The organism is Sessilibacter corallicola (assembly GCF_021290925.1).
Classification (GTDB): Bacteria; Pseudomonadota; Gammaproteobacteria; order Pseudomonadales; family Cellvibrionaceae; genus Sessilibacter; species Sessilibacter corallicola.
Genome location: NZ_JAJSLX010000001.1, coordinates 584654 through 601496, shown reverse-complemented (window position 1 = coordinate 601496; position 16843 = coordinate 584654). Strand labels below are relative to the sequence as shown.

Here is a 16843-nt window from a genome sequence, read left to right as displayed (position 1 = left end):
ACTTAGGTACTGATAAAATGGGTACTGACAAAAATGGTTACGCGTAAAAGTAAGTCGCTAGACCCAAAAACGCAAAAAAGCCTACAACGTCGGTGACAGTTGTAAGTGCAACGCCGCCGGCGAGGGCTGGGTCGATTTTCATACTTTTTAACACGACCGGCAGCAGAGCACCGGCGAGGGCAGCAAAGATTAGATTAATAATCATAGCGGCTGCGATAATAAAGGCGATGATTTTATCATCGAACCAAACCGCAGCGATACCTCCCATAATCAACGCCCAAATTAAGCCGTTGATGAGACCAACCAGAAATTCTCGGCTCAGTAACCACGATAAGTTTCCGCGGCTGATATGGCCGAGGGCCATGCCGCGAATGACAACGGTTAAGGTTTGGCTTCCGGCGACGCCTCCCATACTGGCGACGATGGGCATCAATACTGCCAGTGCGACGACTTTATCGATGGTGTCTTGAAAGATGTTGATAACCGACGAGGCAATGATGGCGGTTAACAAGTTAATGCCTAACCAAATGGCACGGCGCGGTGACGTTTTTCGAACCGAGGCAAAAGTGTCGGAATCATCGTCCAAACCGGCCAAGCTCATCAGTGAGTGATCGGCGCCTTCTCGAATCACGTCTACCACGTCATCAACGGTAATTCGACCGAGCAGTTTTCCATCGTCGTCGACCACTGGAGCCATAACCCAGTCTTCCCGTTCAAACGCGTTGGCAACTTCGCTGTCTTTGGTGCTGTGATGAATGGCGATAATGTCCGTATCCATGATTTCACGGACGGTCATGTTGGGATCACTGGTGAGTAATTTGGGAATTGGCAAAATCCCCAAAAATATATCCCGGCGGTTAACGACAATAAGGCTGTAAGTGGAGTTGGGCAGTTCTTCGTGGCGTCTCAGGTAGCGAAGGACCACATCCAGTGTGAGATCTGGGCGCACGGTGATGGTGTCGATGTTCATCAAGCCGCCGGCGGTGTCTTCGTCGTAAGACAACACCGTTTCAACGCGCTGGCGATTTTGCGTCGACATTGCCGCCAATACTTCTTGAATTACCTGATCAGGAAGTTGTTGCAGAATGTCGGCGACGTTATCGGTTTCGAGCTCTTCGGTCATTTCCGCAAGCTCGGTGGAATCCATTTCGTGTAATAGCTGCACCCGAACGTTGTCGGGGAGCTCTTGAATGACTTCACCTTCGAGGTCTTTGTCGACCATTTCCCAAATTAACATGCGACGATTTGGAGGCGATGAAACAAGCAGATGGGCAATTGCTGGCGGTTGTAAGCTGTTGAGCATCCTGCGGATGGAGCTAAACGCGCCGCCTTCGAGAGCCAGCAAAATCTCTTTTAATTTTTCATTAGATTCTGGTGATAGCAATTGCGCTTTTGTTTCACGATTGGGCATAGTGTCGCTTATCTTCGAAATGCAAACGGTTAAGACACTGCTTTTATAGGCTTTGCTAATTAACGCTGTGTTAAATCCGAAAAAGTATTTTGGGAGTGTGGCGGTGTAGGTGGGACTTACGCCGATAGAATAGTTTAGATAGTTGTCTCTGGTTCTGACAAGTCGTCAGCGAGCGTTTTAGCTTTATTTATTTATCTTTTTTCGAGTCTTTACAAATTGGTTTAAATTTCCTCGCCAAATTTATCGTGAAACAGGTTTACCATTGCTTCCATCATTTGGTTTTCGTCTTCGCCTTCACTGATTAATCGAGTTGAAGTTCCAATGGTGGCGGCGAGTAACAGGATCGACATAACACTTTTGCCGTCGGCAGTTTTGCCATTGCAGTGAATTTCAAGGCTGGCGTTAAAAGCCATCGCTGTCTTCGCAAGTTTTGTTGCGGCTCTGGCGTGGAGACCCTTTTTATTGGTGATAGTAATGTCTTTTTCGATCATATTTCAGATGTTATTCCAGATATTACTCGAATGGTTGTTTGAGTTGGCCGTTAACTCGGAGTTTTCAGGTCTCTGTGACGAACCAGCGGGGCTTCTTGCGAGGTTTTAAAATTCTCTGCCAGTTGATTGCACACGTAGACTGATCGGTGTTGGCCACCAGTACATCCTATCGCGACGGTAATATAACTGCGATTACTTTTCTCGTACTCAGGTACCCATTTATTCAAAAAGTCTGAAATACTGTCGATCATGGAATTTACTAACGGTTGTTTGGCGAGATAATTCTGTACTTCGACATCATTTCCCGTACAACCTCTAAGATTTGGCACCCAAAATGGATTTGGTAAACAGCGAACATCAAATACGATATCGGCGTCTGCGGGCAGCCCGTGTTTAAATCCAAACGATTGAAACTGTACCGAGGTGCCAAGTGAATCGCTGCCGGTGACCCATTTGTGGATAAGATTGCGCAGCTGATGAACGCTCAAGCTGCTGGTATCAATGATCTGATCCGCTCGCGATTGAATGGGGGTGAGTAATTCGGTCTCTGCGTTAATGGCTTCTTTTAGGTCGATTTTATCGGAGGTGAGCGGGTGCTTTCGACGAGTTTCACTAAAGCGTTTTATGAGTATTTCATCTCTGGCGTCGAGAAACACAATTTGTGTTTCTACTTGGCGGCTCTCTATGTGTTCAAACAATCGATCAAAATCTTTGAGAGCCGAGAGATTACTGCGCGCGTCAATGCTGACGGCGTAACGTTGTGTTTGTCTAAATTCCGTATTAACTAAGTGTTCAAGAAGCCCTACCGGAAGATTATCGATGCAAGTCATGCCGGAATCTTCTAACACTCTCAAAGCGCTACTGATGCCAGAGCCGGATCGGCCGCTGATAATTACCAGTTGCATATTGATATCCCTATTGATTAATTACTGCGCGGTAATAACGTTGAATAGTTCCTGATCTGATGTGCAAGCTCTTAATTTTAAGAGTAAATCTTTGTCTGAAAACGTTTTGGCAACTTCTGCCAATATTTGAAGATGCGCATCGTCTGCTTCTTCAGGAACCAGAAGCGTAAAAATTAAATCTACCGGTTCTTCGTCGATGGCATCGAATTCTAATGGAGTTTCAAGTTTAAAAAAGGCACCCATTACACCTGTGCAATTTTCTAATCGGCAATGTGGAATCGCGATCCCTAAGCCAATTCCTGTCGAGCCCAATCTCTCGCGAGCCATGAGTCGACGAAACAGCTCGTCTGCATCAAGCACTGGGAAACCTTCGGTGATGTGCTTGGCGATATTTTCGAGCATGCGTTTTTTACTGACGCCTTCCAGGCCGCACTTAACGCGACCTGGGGCTAAAATACTGGAAAGATCCATGATTAACGGTGGTTACTAATTTTCTCTTTGTGTTTAAGAAGTTGGCGATCGAGTTTGTCTGTTAACGCGTCTATGGCGGCGTAAAGATCATCTGATTCGCTGTTGGCAAAGACATCTTTGCCATTTACGTGGACGGAAGCTTCGGCTTTTTGACGCAACTTTTCAACCGATAATATGACATTGGTGCTGGTAATTTGGTTATGGTGTTTATCGAGTTTGGAGAGCTTGGATTCTACGTAGTTTTTTATGGAATCGGTGAGTTCTACGTGGTGTCCACTGATGGTAAGTTGCATTACAGGTCCTCTTAGAGTTGGTCCAACAATTGGCCTGTTAAGAGCTCAACATCGCAATACCGCTCTTTCAAGCCAGTCTAAAAAGGCTAGTTGTATTGTTATTGGTAACTAGCCCTGTGTGTAAGTACGCGTCGAACTCACACACAGAATTGACCCTTCGCAATATCGCTAAATCAGCCGCTTGCGTTCATTTGAGGCTGGAATTCCCAACGATTCTCGATATTTTGCGATGGTTCTTCGTGCGACTTTAATACCTTGATCCGCCAAAAGTGCAGTAATTTTACTGTCGCTCAATGGCTTTCTCTGATCTTCTGCCGCTACCAGTTTTTTAATGATCGCACGAATCGCTGTAGAAGAGCATTCGCCGCCATTATCTGTACTGACGTGGCTAGAGAAAAAGTACTTAAGTTCAAAAATCCCCTGTGGTGTGTGCATGTATTTTTGTGTGGTTACACGAGAAATGGTGGATTCGTGCATCCCCACATCTTCGGCGATATCGTGTAATACCAATGGTCTCATGGCTTCAGGGCCGTGATCTAAAAAGCCTTGCTGCTTATCGACAATACAGCTGGCAACTTTTAGTAAAGTCTCGTTTCGGCTTTGTAAGCTTTTTAGAAACCAACGTGCTTCTTGTAAATTGTCTCTCAAAAAGGTGTTGTCGTCGCTGCTGTCTGCACGTTTCACCAAGCTTGCGTAGCTGTTGTTAATTTTAAGGCGCGGTGCGATGTCGGGATTGAGTTCTACCACCCAGCGATCACTTTTTTTACTGACAAACACGTCGGGAACAATATAGCTGGTATCGCTGCTGCCAATTAATGCGCCCGGATGAGGGGTCAGTTGTTGAATCAGCTCAATGGCGATTTTTAGCTCAGGCTCTTTTAAGCGGCAGCGACGCATGATTTGTTTGTAATCTCGATTTCCCAGGGGGCCTAGAAAATCTTTAACGATCACTTTTGACGATTCTAATCCGGGTGTATCCAGCGGGTATTGGTTGAGCTGAACCTGTAAACACTCGGACAAATCAACACTGCATGAACCAATTGGGTCGAACAGTTGCAAGCGGTGCTGAACGGCGAGTACTTCTTCGATCGATAGCTCTTCGTCAGAGAGTGATTCGTCGTCACTGGCTTCTGGTTCGCTGCTGTCACACTGAGCGGTATCTTCTGCAGTTTCGGGTGTGGTTTCTGATTCGCTTTCGCCGTTTTCTGTATCTTCGTCGGCCAGAATTCGTGGCGCTCCGTCGTTTTTCAATCCTTCGTAAATATCTTCAATGGTCGAAGACAACAAGCCACTGGGTTCGACGGAATCGATAATTGCATGGGCAATCGTACGATCGTGGTCGGACATTGGTGTTAAGTTGAGTTGCCACAACAAGTGTTCTTGAAGGGTTTCGGAGTTGTCGATTTGGCTGTCGAAGTAACTGTCGTCGCGTTCAGCGGGAGTAGATGAGGAAGACGAGGGTGGGGCGCTGCTTTGGTAAATATCGTCCCACTGCGTATCGACCGGTAGATCTTCAGGTATGTTTTCTTGCCATTCACCCTCTGCTGCGCTGGTTTCGGCGTCTGCGGCTTCGAATTCTTTTTCTTGAGGTTGTTGTTCTGTGGCAGAGGCTGTTTCTGAGGGAGTGTTATCGGAGGAGGATTCTTTTTCGCTCGGTGTGTCTTCAACTTCGGTGACTTCGAGCATTGGATTGGATTCTAATGCTTCTTGAATTTCCTGTTGAAGATCCAAGGTGGAAAGCTGCAATAAGCGAATCGCTTGTTGCAATTGCGGGGTCATGGTTAGTTGCTGACCCATTTTAAGTTGTAACGACTGCTTCATAACTCGATAACACTTCCAAATAGGGGTGATTAGTTCCCTGTTAGCTTTAGTTAAACTACTTGGAAGTTTAGTCTCGAATGGGGACAGTTTGCAATGTTTTACTGCAAAAATTATGCCTAAATTAGTAATTTGCTTAAGTAGGGATATTAGGATCGTGTAAAGCGATAAGGAAGGCAGTTATTTTTATTCTGTTTTACTGTTTTGGCAAGGCTGTGTAGATGCTGTATGGAACCGAATAAACGGCGGTGATTGAGAGTTTTGATTGAGGCTCTCGTGGCACCGATAATCATATAGTCGCGCAAAAAAACTTTGCCGTAAAGTGGTTTTCTCAGATTAAATGATAGTCAACTTTTGTGGTCGTTATTTCTACTGTTGTGTCGGAAGGGCTAATAAACGCAGACAACGCTGAATTCGTCAGCGTTTGCGCGTAAATTTGAGGTGAAGTAACGAGGTTGTTGGGCGTAAATTACAGCTTAAAGTTTTCGCCCAGATAGGTGTCTCTTACTTTTTGGTTAGCCAAGACTGTTTCAGCGTCGCCTTCGGCAATAATAAAACCTTCGCCCACGATGTAGGCTTTTTCGCAAATATCGAGAGTTTCACGTACGTGATGGTCCGTGATTAGAACGCCAATGCCTCGGTTTCTGAGGTGTTCAATGATGAGTTTGATGTCGCCGACGGATTTTGGGTCGACACCGGCAAAGGGCTCATCCAGTAAGATGAATCGAGGCTCTGTTGCCAGCGCTCGGGCAATTTCAACCCGCCGTCTTTCACCGCCTGAAAGAGCGATTCCTAAGCTGTTTTTGACGTGAGTGATGTGGAATTCTTCCAGCAGTTCATCAGCGCGTTGCTTGCGTTCAGCTGTGGATAACTCTGAACGAGTCTCTAAAATGGCGAGTATGTTTTCTCTAACAGTGAGCTTGCGAAAAACCGACGCTTCTTGAGGCAAATAGCCAAGTCCTCGACGTGCCCGGCCGTGCATTGGTAGGCTAGTAACGTCTTCACCGTCAATGGTAACTGAACCTCGGTCGGCCTTGACGATTCCGGCAATCATGTAAAAACAGGTGGTTTTTCCTGCCCCGTTAGGGCCGAGAAGGCCAACGACTTGATTGGTTTTAACCGCGAAAGAAACGTCGTTTACGACTTGGCGGCCGCTGTAACTTTTAGCCAGGTTTTTAGCGCAGAGTTCGCTCATTATTGTTCGTTACCGCTGTTTTCTTCCGTTTGAGGTTGAATGACAATTTTGACGCCGCTGTCTCCCGAGGCTACTGAGTGGGACTCTCGAATGTCGTAATCAATGCTGTCGCTGTTGATGGTTGAGCCATCTCCTCGATCTATTTGTGCGTTTACGGATAAATTGACGGTCTCTTTGGCTACCGAATACAGAATTTTTTCTGCTTCTGCTTTCACTAGAGGTTCGTTGGCTTCAGGTTGCTGTTGGAATTTAGCGGGTTGTCCTTCTGCGACAATATTGTCAACGCCACTTGGGTTTTGTTTGACTCTAATGAAATCGGCGGAAATTTTTAACGTGCCCTGGGTTAGAGTTGCATTGCCAATGAAGGTCGTGACACCGGTCTTGTCGTTTCTTTCGGCGCGTTCTGCGTCGATCTCAATGGGTTGATTGCGATCGGAAGGAAGTGCGTTAGAGAGCGACGTAAAAGCCAATAAACTGATAAAACAAGCAAGCTTTGAAAAACTTTTCATGGTTAGAAAACGCTTAGGGTAGAGGATTGGATTCATAAACTCCCTTCACTTGGGACAGTAACTCAGTAACGTTGTTAATCATATTTAAGCGCATACCCACAGCATTCGCGACGCCGTTGGGGCTGCGTATGGTAACAGCTCGGTCAGTTTCGGCCAGTTGTTCTAGCGGCCGCACTTCGAGTTGGTCGGTCGACATAATGTACTCCCCGCCATCTGCCAGTGATCTGTAGACCACGACATCGCCCCAAAGTGTAATTACAGTGCCGTTATTTTCGGCTCTACCATTCTCAGCCGTGATATTCCAAGGCGTTTGTTCAGACTGAAAAAGTGTCAAATCGGGTTGCGATAATTCTGTGTAACCTTTTTCTGCGCTCAACGGCTTGTCGTTTTTAGGATTGACTCGCAGAAATTGCTCTGCGGTTTCAACTTTTAACAAGTACTCGAGTTGGCCTTGCGGATTGTATTGCCGTGTTGTGGAATTTTTTATGATTGCTACAGGGGTTTGCGGCTTGGATTCTAATTTTAGGGGGGCAGTAATTTTAGGGTTTTCTGAGATCAATACCGCAACTAAGACCAAGCCGGTGATAACGGTGAGGGTGAGTATTTTTTTCAGCACGTTAATGTAGGGGTCTTAGTTGGTGAATTTAACATTTAAGTTTTCGCCTAATTGGCGTGTTGTTAACTGCGGTTTGTTAGCTAATGTAGGGCGCTAATCCTGCGTCGAACGTTCCTTGGATTGTCATAATTAGGTCGCATATTTCTCGCACAGCGCCTTCGCCGCCTTTTCGGCGAGTTTGCCAATCACTGTGTTCAACCATAGCAGGCAAAGCATTGGCGACGGTAATACCTATACCGACCTTGGTCATGACGGTTAAATCGGGATAATCGTCACCAATAAATGCGATGTTTTCCATGTCGACATTATGAGTATCAAGAATTTCTTTAAGGGCAGTAAATTTGTCCTCTCGTCCTTGAACTAAAATTTCAATGCCGAGATCTGCCGCTCTTTTTTGAACGAGTTGGCTCTTACGGCCGGTAATGATTCCGACGTTAACTCCTGACTTTTGGAGCAGCTTAATGCCGTGACCATCTAAGGTGTTAAAAGCTTTAAGTTCGTTGCCGTCGTTGCTGAAGTACAGTTTTCCGTCGGTTAATACGCCGTCGACATCCAGCAATAATAATTTAATTTGTTGAAATTTGTCTCGTAAATCGTTGGTTAGTTCAGTCACAGCTTGATCCAGTATAAATGGCGGCGAAACAGGGGTTTATTTCGGTTATTGCGAATAATCGGATTTAAAAAACACCGGCCCTTAATATGTCGTGTAGGTGCAAAATGCCGACAAGTTTGTGGGATTCGTCGGCGACAATAACTGCCGTAATTTTCTTTTCTTCCATGAGCTTCAGTGCTTGTGCTGCAAGCAAATTCGGCGCGACTGTTTTTGGGTTGGCCGTCATAACATTCGCCATAGTGGCGGTTGAAAGGTCGGTCTTTAGGTCAACGTGGCGACGCAAATCACCGTCAGTGAATACACCGGCCAGCTCTCCGTTATCGTCTTCAACCGTGGTAATTCCAAGCCCTTTTTGCGTCATTTCTACTAAGGCTTGACTCAGTGGTGTTTGAAGATTTACAACAGGAATGCTGCTTCCTTTGTGCATAATATCTTCGACTTTCAACAGGAGTTTTCGTCCTAAAGCCCCACCGGGGTGAGAAAAAGCAAAATCTTCAGCGGTAAATCCACGGGCTTCCAGTAAAGCGACAGCCAAGGCATCGCCCATAACTAAGGTTACTGTGGTGCTGGAAGTTGGCGCGAGATCGAGTGGGCAAGCTTCGGTTTCTACCGCGATATCCAAGTTGATTAGCGCAGCTTTTGCGAGCGGAGATTCGGCGCTGCCTGTCATGCTAATCACGGGAATGGCCATTCTTTTGAACAACGGCAACAAGGCTTGGATTTCAGTGGATTTCCCTGAATTTGAAATCGCAATCACAAGGTCTTTTTCGGTGATCATTCCTAAGTCACCGTGGCTGGCTTCGCCTGGATGAACGAAGAACGCTGGGGTTCCTGTGCTTGCAAGTGTGGCAGCGATTTTGCGGCCGATATGACCGGATTTTCCCATTCCAGTGACGATAACTCGACCTTGAACCGCGAGAATTAATTCACAAGCTTTGGCAAAATCATCATCGATCCGATCTTCTAATAGTTTGATGGCGTCATATTCCATGCGGACAGTGCGCTTGCCAACATCAATGTGTGTCAATTCGGTCATTACAGTATCAATATTCTTTCAAGTTAAACAAAAAATAGGGGGCTAACAGTTGCTGTCGCCAGTGCGTTTTTTAAGCGAATAATACCCCATAGTAGGTGGCATAGCCCGCTAAAAGAATCAGTCCGATCACTCTGCCAAGACGACCAACGCCGTTGTTCTTTTTCGCTACGAGCTTAAAGTCAATCCACAGTGCAATGGCTAAGAAGGCCGTAATCGCAGCCATAGAAGCGTAATCACGGATGAACACTTCGCTGTTCATCGACAGTGGACCCAAAATTCCAGGTACCGACATCACCGCTAAAATGTTGAAGATGTTTGAGCCTACGATGTTGCCTAAAGCAATGTCGTGATGACCGCGTAAGGCGCTGACAACAGATGCGGCCAGCTCGGGAAGGCTGGTGCCAACGGCGACGACGGTTAATCCAATCACTAGCGAGCTAACACCAAAATGCGTTGCAACCGTTGTTGCTCCCCAAACCAAGGTTTCGGAGCTGATGATTAACAGCGTTAAACCAATCAAAAACCACATACCGGCTTTCGCGTTGGCCATGGATTCAATGTCGGAGTCTTCTTCCTCGGGCGACGGGTGCTTTCTTTTATTGATGATCATCCACGTTATCAATGGGACAACAGTGCCAGCCAAAATGATGCCTTCGTACACTTCCAGTTGGGCATCGGCTAAGAAAATCCCGGCGAGAATGGTAACTCCGAGTAAAATTGGAATTTCCTGAGTAAGAATGTGTTTAAAGATAGGAAGCGGTGCGATTAACGCGGTGATCGCAAGAACTAACCCGATATTGGCCAGATTTGAGCCGAGGGCGTTACCCACGGCAAGGTCGCCTTCGCCTTTGATTGAAGCGCTGATGGAGACAACAATTTCTGGTGCTGAAGTCCCGAGCGAAACAATGGTTAAACCGATAATAAGTTTGGAGATGCCAAGGTTTTTTGCAAATGCGGCCGCGCCGTCAACAAATCGGTCCGCGCTCCACATTAACCCGACAAAGCCTAGTAAAATAGCGCCCCAGGCAATCCAAATTTCTGACATCTCGTAGTCCTTAAGTTTGAGTAAGGCAATTCATGCAACCTTTTGAATGATCCAACGGTCATAACAAGAGATTAAAAGGCCGGCAATGGTAATGGTTGTAGATGGTCTTGTCACTTTGGCCGACAAATTTGTTTACAAATCAGTTAATGGCTATTATCCGTGGCATTTAAACCCCGTAAGATTAAAATTAATAACCGGTTTCTAAAGGACCTACGCAGAAAAAGGTCGAATAAGTTTAGTGACCTAGATTGGGAGTGGATTCATGACTAGACAGAATTTAGGGCGTTTGATCATCAGTGGTTTGTTAGCGGGTAGTTTGATGATGAGCCATCAAATGGTGGTTGCGCAGGAAGAGACAAAAGCTACCGCTGAGCAAAAAGTTGAAAAGTCTGAAGCAAAAGTTCAAGAAGCCAAAGACAGCGCCAAGTTGGTTATCAAAAATAGCGCGGCAGAAGTCAGTGCTCATGAGGTTGTAACGCAGGTTACCGACGTGGTGCTTGATCTGATCAGAGAAGCCCAGGCCAGCCCTGAATACAACTCTGAAAAAATGGCAGACAACCTAGACAATTTATTGAGCCAGGTTGTCGATTTCAGATTTATCGCGTTTAACGTTATGGGCCGAGAGAATGCAACTTCGGTTTCTAGGGACGAATTCAAGCGTTTTGCCAATGTATTTAAGCGCAACTTAGTTACCACTTATACAAAAGGCATGGCGAGCTTTGCTGATTTTAAAGTTGAGGTGATTCCGCCATCTGCAGATTTGGCTGGTCAAAAGAGCGTTGTGGTGCGCCAGCGTGTTGAAGGGCCAACAGGTTCAAGTTTGGTTTCTTACACTATGGGTATCAATAAGAAAGGTGAATGGGTATTGCGTAACATGAACCTCAACGGCATTAATCTTGGCAAAACGTTCCGAGATCAGTTCCGAGTAGCGCTTAAGCAAAATGACGGCGATGTGAAAAAAGTCATCGATAACTGGGATGCTTAGTTTCTTGTCGCGCCTAATTCTTAATTATGTCCAATTTGGAATTTGCGCAATAAATGATTAACAAAGAGAGGCTCATTTGAGCCTCTCTTTCGTTGTGTTATACCCATTCAAGACCCGGTTTGTTTGGTGGATTTTGTTGATTGAGGTTTTTGTGCGAATTTAGGTGAATTTATTGCCCCTATTCTTTAAAATGTCGCGCCTTTTTGAAATTGTTGCCGAGCCCTATTGCCGAGATGCAGTTGATAAGTGTCAACGCTAACTTGATTGATCGATGCTCGAATACCTTCGTTTAACCATTACTTATCCCTGAAAGTGAGAGACAATGATTCCAGAGGAAGAGATTAAACAGCTTATTGAATCCAACATCGATGATTGCCAAGCAACAGTTGAAGTTTCTGGTTCTCACGTAAATTTAGTGGTTGTTAGCCCAGCATTTGAAGGGTTGAATCCAGTAAAAAAACAACAATTAATCTATGGTGTATTAGACGCTCATATTAAAAGTGGCGAAATACACGCAGTAAACATGAAAACGTATACACCTGAGCAATGGCAGCAACAATAAGTTGCATTGAATCATTGTTGTTTAGGTTCTGTACCCAATTCCATTAATACCTTCATTATTCACGGCTCCAACACATGGATAAATTAATCATCAAAGGCGGTGGTCCGCTTAGTGGTGAAATTCGCATATCGGGTTCTAAGAATTCAGCTCTGCCGATATTAGCGGCTACTTTACTCGCTGAAACACCCATGCAAGTGGGCAATTTACCGCACTTGCACGACGTTACTACCATGCTGGCTTTATTGCGTTGTATGGGGGTGGGCGTAACGATTGACGAAAAACTGTGTGTTGAAGTCGATAACAGCTCAATCTCTGAATATACCGCTCCTTACGATCTGGTTCGCACCATGCGCGCTTCAATTTTAGTGCTTGGGCCTATGTTGAGCCGCTTTGGCGAAGCGAATGTTTCTTTTCCGGGAGGTTGCGCCATTGGCAGTCGACCTGTGGATATTCATCTTCGTGGTCTTGAAGCAATGGGAGCCACGATTGAAGTTGACCAAGGTTACATTCGCGCAAAGAGCGACGGTCGCCTTAAAGGGGTCCACTTCTTTATGGATACCGTGACCGTTGGCGGTACGGAAAACTTAATGATGGCTGCGACCTTGGCTGAGGGAACAACCATTCTTGAAAATGCTGCCAGAGAACCAGAGGTTGTTGATCTCGCCAATTGTTTGGTTGAAATGGGCGCTAAAATTGACGGTATTGGCACTGATACGCTGACTATTGAAGGCGTAAAATCGTTATCTGGTTGTCAGTTTGATGTCATGCCTGATCGCATTGAAACTGGTACCTATCTGGTAGCAGCGGCGGCAAGTCGAGGTCGAGTTAAGCTAAAAGATACCTGCGAAAAATTGTTAGAGTCTGTGTTGTTGAAACTGGACGAAGCAGGAGCCTGCATTTCCACTGGTCCTGATTGGATCGAGCTCGACATGAAAGGCAATCGACCAAAAGCGGTGAGTTTGCGTACCGCACCTTACCCGGCTTTCCCCACCGATATGCAAGCCCAATTTTTGGCGATGAATGCTGTGTCTGAGGGTACAGGATCGGTTACCGAGACCATTTTTGAAAATCGCCTCATTCAAATTCATGAATTAAATCGAATGGGTGCAAATATTCGCCTAGAAGGCAATACTGCGATTGTAACTGGTGTGGAAGAGTTGAAAGCCGCTCCGGTAATGGCGTCAGATTTAAGAGCGTCCGCCAGTCTTGTCATTGCTGGCATGATTGCCAACGGCGAAACTATGGTGGATCGTATTTACCATATTGACCGCGGTTATGAGTGTATTGAAGAAAAACTGCAATTGCTGGGCGCTAATATTCGACGAGTACCTGGTTAGGTTGGTTAAGTGTTCCTAATCGGATTCTTTGGACGTTAATGAATAACAATTGAATAGTGCCTTTGATGGCGCTATTCAAAAAGAAGTAAAACATCATGACAGAATTAACAATCGCCTTAACCAAAGGCCGAATTTTGAAGGAAACCCTTCCGTTACTCGCTGCGGCAGATTTATACCCTCTCGAAGACATCGAAAAAAGCCGAAAACTGACCTTCGACAGCAACCAGCCAGGCGTGAAGTTTATTGTTTTGCGTGGCGTTGATGTTACGACTTACGTGCAATTTGGTGCGGCTGATATCGGCGTATCAGGAAAAGATATGCTGTTGGAGCACGGCGCCGAAGGCATCTACGAGCCTTTAGATTTAGGCATCGCTCGCTGTCGTTTAATGACTGCGGGTATCAAAGGAAAAGAGACCAAATCTGGCCGTATTAAAGTGGCGACTAAGTTTGTTAACGTGGCTAAGCAGTATTACGCCGAGAAGGCCCGTCAGGTTGACATCATTAAGCTTTATGGCGCCATGGAGCTTGCACCGATTATCGGATTGGCCGATGAAATAGTCGATATTGTCGATACTGGTAATACCCTCAAGGCCAACGGTTTAGAGCCGCGCGAGCACATTGCGGACATCAGTTCTCGGTTAATCGTCAATAAAGCTTCAATGAAAATGAAGCATGAGAAAATCGGTACAATCATTGAAGGTATTCGAAAAGCCGTTAGTTAACGCGTAATAACCGTATTTCCAAACAAAGTAGTGAAAGAGTAGAGCGATGAGTCAAATCAACATCAAACAGCTAGATGCACAAAGCCCTGAATTTGATCAGCAGTTAAAAGAATTGCTGCATACGGATTTAGTGGTTGATCATCAAGTAACGACGATTGTTGATGACATTATTCATCGTATTAAGTCCGAAGGTGATCAGGCGTTAATAGCGTTGACTGGAAAGCTTGACCGCTGGACACCAGATTCGGTTGAAGCGCTTGAGATTACAAAGCAGTCTCAACAGGAGGCGTTGGCAAGAATCTCAACGGCTGAGAGAGAAGCGCTCGAAAAAGCGGCTGAGCGGGTTAAAAGTTATCATCAGCATCAGTTGCAGGATTCCTGGCAGTACACTGAGGCTGACGGCACCGTCCTGGGCCAGAAAGTGACGCCGTTAGATCGAGTTGGCGTTTATGTTCCCGGTGGTAAGGCGAGTTACCCTTCATCGGTTTTGATGAACGTTATGCCCGCCAAGGTTGCTGGTGTTGAAGAAGTTATCATGGTTGTTCCGACACCCGATGGAGACATTAATGATTTGGTGCTTGCCGCCGCAGCAATATCTGGTGTCGATCGTGTGTTTGCCATTGGTGGTGCCCAAGCGGTAGCGGCATTGGCTTATGGAACCGATCTTGTGCCCAAAGTGGATAAAATTGTCGGTCCCGGTAACGTCTTTGTTGCCTCTGCCAAGCGTGCTGTATTTGGTCAGGTAGCAATTGACATGATTGCAGGGCCTTCTGAGATTCTGGTCATTTGCGATGGCCAAACCGATCCAGATTGGATTGCCATGGATTTGTTTTCTCAAGCAGAGCACGATGAGATGGCCCAGGCGATATTGGTTTCTCCAGATCAGGCGTTCTTAGATGCGGTGAAAACCAGTATTGAAAAGCTGTTGCCGACGTTAAGCCGAGAGAAAATTGTCAAAATTTCTATGGAATCTCGCGGTGCATTGATTAAATGTTCCGATCTTGACCAAGCCATGGACATCGCAAATGTTATCGCGGCTGAGCATTTGGAGTTGTCTGTTGAAAACCCAGAACAGTGGTTGCCGAAAATTCGTCACGCCGGGGCGATTTTTATGGGGCGTTACGCCGCAGAAGCGCTCGGTGACTATTGTGCGGGCCCAAATCACGTACTTCCTACCTCGGGAACCGCGCGTTTTTCTTCACCGCTTGGTGTCTATGATTTTCAAAAGCGAAGCTCAATTATTCATTGCTCCGCCGATGGCGCTTCTGAGTTAGGGAAAGTTGCTTCGGTTTTGGCCAGAGGAGAGGATCTTGAAGCTCACGCAAGATCAGCCGAGTATAGAATTAAGAAGTAATTGCCAGATAGAGTAATCATTCCTTCTAAGCTGTGTAATTCTTACTGAATAAGGTAGGAACTACACAGCCATATCTGAAGTGCTTGAAACCTGCGCCGTATTAGTTTGAGTTATGGTTTAACTCAAACCAGATGGCTTAGCTCGAAATAACAGGTTTCTCAGCCAGCAATGCAGACAATTTGAAGTGTCTTCCGTTGCGAATAAGATCAACCACAACTTCTTCATTGGGTTTTTTGGCAGCGATTTGATTCATGCTGTCACGGCCATTTCCTACGGGTAAATCATCAATATGAGTGATGATGTCGCCGGGCTTCAGTCCTGCGACATGCGCTGGGCCGTTTTTGTAAACACTAATAACAACCACACCATTACTGCTTAAACCCATGGATTTGGCGATGTTCGGATTCAGTGGTTGCGCTTCTATTCCGAGCCAGCCCCGAATCACTCTGCCATTTTCCACAATATTACGCATGACTTGCATGGCTTGATCAGAGGGAATAGCAAAGCTAATTCCGACCGATGGGTCGTTGTCATCGAGAATCGCGGTATTGATTCCAAGTAGGGCGCCATTTACATCGACAAGAGCGCCCCCTGAGTTGCCCGGGTTGATTGCAGCGTCTGTTTGCAGGTAATTTTCGTAGTTGCTCAAATCGAGACCGTAGCGGCCAGTGGCGCTGATAATTCCTTGAGTAACCGTTTGACCCACTCCGAATGGGTTGCCGATTGCGAGTACTACATCGCCAATACTCGCGTTAGCTGGGCTGCCCAAGGTCGCCGGAGTTAAATTCGGCAAATCTACCTTGAGAACGGCTAAATCGGTTTCTGGATCTCTACCAATCACTTCTGCCAGAGCTTCTCTTCCGTCGTGGACGAGAATTACGATTTCTATCGCATCATCAATAACATGATTATTTGTAAGGATATAGCCGTCGTCATTAACAATCACGCCCGACCCTAACGCAGATTGCAATCGACGCTGCATCAAGTGGTTGGCATTGTTGAAATAGTGACGAAACAATGGGTCGTCAATAAATGGATATCGTCTTTTTTGGGAAAGCTTACGTGCGTATATATTCACCACAGATGGCGCAGCGGTTTTCACTGCGTAAGAGTAGCTCGCGGGACCGCTTGTTTGAACAAAGTCCGTCTGTTCAGCAATTTGACTGTTTTGACTGAGTTGGGTGCCGTTGATTTTGGGCAGTGCAAACATGACGGATACCGCTGCAATTAAGCCGATAACTACAGGCCACATTACATATTCAATAAATTTCTTCACGAAATTCTCATCGGTTGGTTTAGGAGTCGTTATGTGCGTTGTATTGTTTCTTTGCTTCATCCGTGAAGGCTAAAAGGTGCAGATTCTCTACCAATAATTTCCGCGTTAAGGCGCTAGTGTAAAGTTTGCTCTCGCCGAGCATTGGTTGTGCTCACTGAAATTATGTCTATTCAAGTTTTGGGGAGCCTGAATCTGGCAATGTTA

The 16843-nt window shown here is 45.9% G+C and carries 18 protein-coding genes; 5 read left to right on the top strand and 13 right to left on the bottom strand.

The genetic code is table 11. The annotated features are described in order from the left end of the window. Positions 1–37 precede the first annotated feature (37 nt). From mgtE to LU361_RS02420, 12 genes are all read right to left on the bottom strand, one after another. Entirely contained in the window at positions 38–1411 is a 1374-nt protein-coding gene (gene mgtE / locus LU361_RS02475; RefSeq protein WP_233086730.1) for a magnesium transporter, read from the bottom strand. A 221-nt stretch (positions 1412–1632) separates the two neighbouring features. Further along, the gene (locus LU361_RS02470) at positions 1633–1902 is read right to left on the bottom strand and encodes an HPr family phosphocarrier protein (RefSeq protein WP_233086729.1); all 270 of its coding nucleotides are present in this window, start codon (positions 1900–1902) and stop codon (positions 1633–1635) included. A gap of 50 nt (positions 1903–1952) precedes the next feature. Then, positions 1953–2807 (bottom strand): RNase adapter RapZ, encoded by an 855-nt coding sequence (rapZ, locus tag LU361_RS02465; RefSeq protein ID WP_233086728.1) that lies wholly within the window; start codon positions 2805–2807, stop codon positions 1953–1955. Positions 2808–2828: 21 nt separating this feature from the next. Continuing rightward, positions 2829–3278, bottom strand: a complete 450-nt coding sequence (gene ptsN / locus LU361_RS02460) for a PTS IIA-like nitrogen regulatory protein PtsN (RefSeq protein WP_233086727.1) — start codon at positions 3276–3278, stop codon at positions 2829–2831. Positions 3279–3280: 2 nt separating this feature from the next. Further along, positions 3281–3571, bottom strand: coding sequence for a ribosome hibernation-promoting factor, HPF/YfiA family (gene hpf, locus LU361_RS02455; RefSeq protein WP_233086726.1), 291 nt, complete (start codon positions 3569–3571; stop codon positions 3281–3283). A 168-nt stretch (positions 3572–3739) separates the two neighbouring features. After that, complete coding sequence (locus LU361_RS02450) at positions 3740–5392, bottom strand: RNA polymerase factor sigma-54 (RefSeq protein ID WP_233086725.1); 1653 nt, start codon at positions 5390–5392, stop codon at positions 3740–3742. 466 nt (positions 5393–5858) lie between these two features. After that, positions 5859–6584, bottom strand: a complete 726-nt coding sequence (lptB, locus tag LU361_RS02445; protein ID WP_233086724.1) for an LPS export ABC transporter ATP-binding protein — start codon at positions 6582–6584, stop codon at positions 5859–5861. After that, the gene (gene lptA, locus LU361_RS02440; protein ID WP_233086723.1) at positions 6584–7129 is read right to left on the bottom strand and encodes a lipopolysaccharide transport periplasmic protein LptA; all 546 of its coding nucleotides are present in this window, start codon (positions 7127–7129) and stop codon (positions 6584–6586) included. The genes lptB and lptA overlap by 1 nt, the downstream gene beginning before the upstream one ends. Further along, positions 7107–7709 carry an LPS export ABC transporter periplasmic protein LptC gene (gene lptC, locus LU361_RS02435; RefSeq protein WP_233086722.1) on the bottom strand — a complete coding sequence of 201 codons (603 nt, stop codon included), beginning with the start codon at positions 7707–7709 and terminating at the stop codon, positions 7107–7109. Before lptC ends, lptA begins: the two co-directional genes overlap by 23 nt. Before the next feature lie 76 nt (positions 7710–7785). Then, positions 7786–8322: a 3-deoxy-manno-octulosonate-8-phosphatase KdsC gene (gene kdsC / locus LU361_RS02430; protein ID WP_233086721.1), complete on the bottom strand. Its 537-nt coding sequence runs from the start codon at positions 8320–8322 to the stop codon at positions 7786–7788. A gap of 64 nt (positions 8323–8386) precedes the next feature. Then, a complete protein-coding gene (locus LU361_RS02425) occupies positions 8387–9358 on the bottom strand; it encodes a KpsF/GutQ family sugar-phosphate isomerase (RefSeq protein ID WP_233086720.1) in 972 nt (323 codons plus the stop codon). 70 nt (positions 9359–9428) lie between these two features. Continuing rightward, a complete protein-coding gene (locus LU361_RS02420) occupies positions 9429–10403 on the bottom strand; it encodes a calcium/sodium antiporter (protein ID WP_233086719.1) in 975 nt (324 codons plus the stop codon). Positions 10404–10665: 262 nt separating this feature from the next. On the opposite strand from LU361_RS02420, the gene LU361_RS02415 reads away from it, so the two are divergent. The 5 genes from LU361_RS02415 to hisD all read left to right on the top strand — a co-directional run bounded on the left by LU361_RS02415 (position 10666) and on the right by hisD (position 15363). Next, positions 10666–11388, top strand: coding sequence for an MlaC/ttg2D family ABC transporter substrate-binding protein (locus LU361_RS02415; RefSeq protein ID WP_233086718.1), 723 nt, complete (start codon positions 10666–10668; stop codon positions 11386–11388). Between the two features lie 322 nt (positions 11389–11710). Continuing rightward, entirely contained in the window at positions 11711–11950 is a 240-nt protein-coding gene (locus LU361_RS02410; protein WP_250647549.1) for a BolA family protein, read from the top strand. Between the two features lie 74 nt (positions 11951–12024). Further along, positions 12025–13287, top strand: coding sequence for a UDP-N-acetylglucosamine 1-carboxyvinyltransferase (murA, locus tag LU361_RS02405; RefSeq protein ID WP_233086717.1), 1263 nt, complete (start codon positions 12025–12027; stop codon positions 13285–13287). A gap of 95 nt (positions 13288–13382) precedes the next feature. Continuing rightward, positions 13383–14009 (top strand): ATP phosphoribosyltransferase, encoded by a 627-nt coding sequence (hisG, locus tag LU361_RS02400; protein ID WP_233086716.1) that lies wholly within the window; start codon positions 13383–13385, stop codon positions 14007–14009. A 46-nt stretch (positions 14010–14055) separates the two neighbouring features. Then, positions 14056–15363 carry a histidinol dehydrogenase gene (gene hisD, locus LU361_RS02395; protein ID WP_233086715.1) on the top strand — a complete coding sequence of 436 codons (1308 nt, stop codon included), beginning with the start codon at positions 14056–14058 and terminating at the stop codon, positions 15361–15363. A gap of 136 nt (positions 15364–15499) precedes the next feature. Here the strand turns inward: hisD and LU361_RS02390 are convergent, their stop codons facing one another. Then, positions 15500–16639: a S1C family serine protease gene (locus tag LU361_RS02390; protein ID WP_233086714.1), complete on the bottom strand. Its 1140-nt coding sequence runs from the start codon at positions 16637–16639 to the stop codon at positions 15500–15502. Between the last annotated feature and the right edge of the window lie 204 nt (positions 16640–16843).